We start from the raw sequence: 2,093 nt of genomic DNA, 5'->3' as shown, positions 1-2,093 counted from the left end.
AGGAGAAGTGTCCTGCGGGCGCCTTGCCGTTCGTCGTAGGTGTGTAGGCTCACCCCCACGGAGGCTGGAATGAAGTACATGATGTTCATCTGTCACGAGCCGGAGCGCCTGGAGGAGGCCTCCGCCCTCGTCGAGAAGAACGGCGACGCGTGGCTGAATGAGATGGTCGGGCGGGGGGTTCGGCTCGACGGCAACCCGCTGCGTCCGCCGAACGAGGCCACCACTTTGCGCATGCGCGACGGCAAGCAGCTGCTCATCGACGGCCCGTTCACCGAGTCGAAGGAAGCCATCGCCGGCTTCGACATCATCGACTGCGCCGACCTCGACGAGGCCATCGAGATCGCGTCCAAGCATCCGTGCGCCGGGGTCGGCTCGATCGAACTGCGCCCGTTCTGGCCGCAGACGGACGATTAGTGACCGAACCCGACACAGCGACCGAGGCGGCCCTCTCCCAGGTCTTCATCCAGGAGTGGGGCCGCCTCGTCGCGGGCCTGATCCGGCTGACCGGCGACTGGGACCTGGCCGAAGAATGCGTCCAGGACTCATTCGCCCTCGCTCTCGAGCGCTGGCCGCGCGACGGCGTTCCGCATCATCCGGCCGCCTGGCTCACCACCACCGCCCGCAACCGCGCGCTCGATGTGCTGCGCCGTCGGCAGGTCGAGTCCGTCAAGCTGCGCCAACGCGCCCAACTTGCGGAGACCGGGCAGCGCGGGGCGTTCGCGAACGCTCTCGAAGACGACAGCGGCATCGTCGACGACCGGCTCCGCCTGATCTTCACCTGCTGTCATCCCGCTCTCGCGCTCGACGTCCGGATCGCGCTCACCCTGCGCACTCTCAGCGGCCTGACCACAGCCCAGATCGCGCGCGCGTTCCTGGTCTCCGAGGGGACCATGGCCAAGCGACTCACCCGCGCAAAAAGCAAGATCCGCAACGCGGGCATCCCCTATCGCGTCCCGCCCGCGCACCTGCTGCCCGAGCGCACAGCCGGGGTCATGTCTGTGCTCTACCTCATGTTCAACGAGGGCTACGCCGCGACCGAAGGCGACGATCTCGTCCGCGAAGGACTGTGCATCGAGGCCATCCGACTCGCACGCATCCTCTCCCACCTGATGCCCGGAGAACCCGAGGCGGCCGCGCTGCTCGCACTCATGCTGCTTCAGCACGCCCGTCGCCGTGCGCGCGTCGACGATAAAGGTGAGATCGTCACACTGGAACACCAGGACCGCGCACGCTGGGACCGCGGCGCGATCGACGAGGGCGTGGCTCTGCTCGCATCGTGCGACCAAAATTCGCCACGACCGGGCTCCTACCACCTGCAGGCGGCCATCGCGGCCTGCCACGCCACCGCCCCCACGGCATCCGACACCGACTGGGCGAAGATCGCACAGCTCTACGAACAGCTCAACGAACTGGCGCAGTCCCCGGTCGTTGAGCTGAACCGGGCCGTCGCGGTAGCCATGGCTTACGGCCCGGCCGAGGGCCTCGCACTCACCGACCGCCTGATCACTGACACCGCCCTCGACGGCTACCACCTGCTCCCAGCCGTCCGCGCCGACCTGCTCCGGCGGATGGGTCGGCAGGACGAGGCACACGCCGCCTACCAACAGGCCCTAGCCCTGACGGGCACCCGGGCCGAACGGCGCTACCTCGAACGTCGGCTACGCGAGACGGCCGGTGACGCACCGACTGCCGGAACCGAATAACCAGCGCCGGACGGCACGAACAGCAACCGATCGCAGGCCACCGCGCGGCCCCGCCGCGGAGTCACTTGGCCTTGGCCAGGCCGGCAGGGCAGGCCACGCCAGTGCCGCCGAGCCTGTGTCCACACGTGTTTGTTACCCGTGTAGCTGGGCCTGGTGGTCTGCTTGACTCTCGCGCGACCACCGGGACCGTACGGCGCTGCGGTCTTGCTCGGCACATGGGCGGCGGTGTGCACGCAATGCGAGTAGGGTTGTCCAGGTATGGAGTGGGAAACGCAGCGTGGGCTTGTACGTTTTCAGGCCCGGGGCGTGCGCTCCACGAAGGAGAGTTCACGAGTATGGCAACCGGCACTGTGAAGTGGTTCAACGCGGAGAAGGGCTTCGGGTTCATCG

At 67.8% G+C, this 2,093-nt stretch carries 2 protein-coding genes; both read left to right on the top strand.

Going from position 1 to position 2,093, the window contains the following annotated elements; translation table 11 throughout:
• The first annotated feature begins 69 nt into the window (after positions 1-69).
• Positions 70-414 carry a YciI family protein gene (locus VGZ32_RS00955; protein WP_326883820.1) on the top strand — a complete coding sequence of 115 codons (345 nt, stop codon included), beginning with the start codon at positions 70-72 and terminating at the stop codon, positions 412-414.
• Positions 414-1,703, top strand: coding sequence for an RNA polymerase sigma factor (locus VGZ32_RS00950; protein ID WP_326883819.1), 1,290 nt, complete (start codon positions 414-416; stop codon positions 1,701-1,703). The genes VGZ32_RS00955 and VGZ32_RS00950 overlap by 1 nt, the downstream gene beginning before the upstream one ends.
• Positions 1,704-2,093: the final 390 nt, after the last annotated feature.

It is taken from the genome of Actinocrinis sp. (assembly GCF_035938995.1).
Classification (GTDB): domain Bacteria; phylum Actinomycetota; class Actinomycetes; order Streptomycetales; family Catenulisporaceae; genus DASZGI01.
The sequence above is the reverse complement of the archived record's forward strand: the minus strand, read 5'-3'. Positions and strand labels throughout refer to the sequence as shown.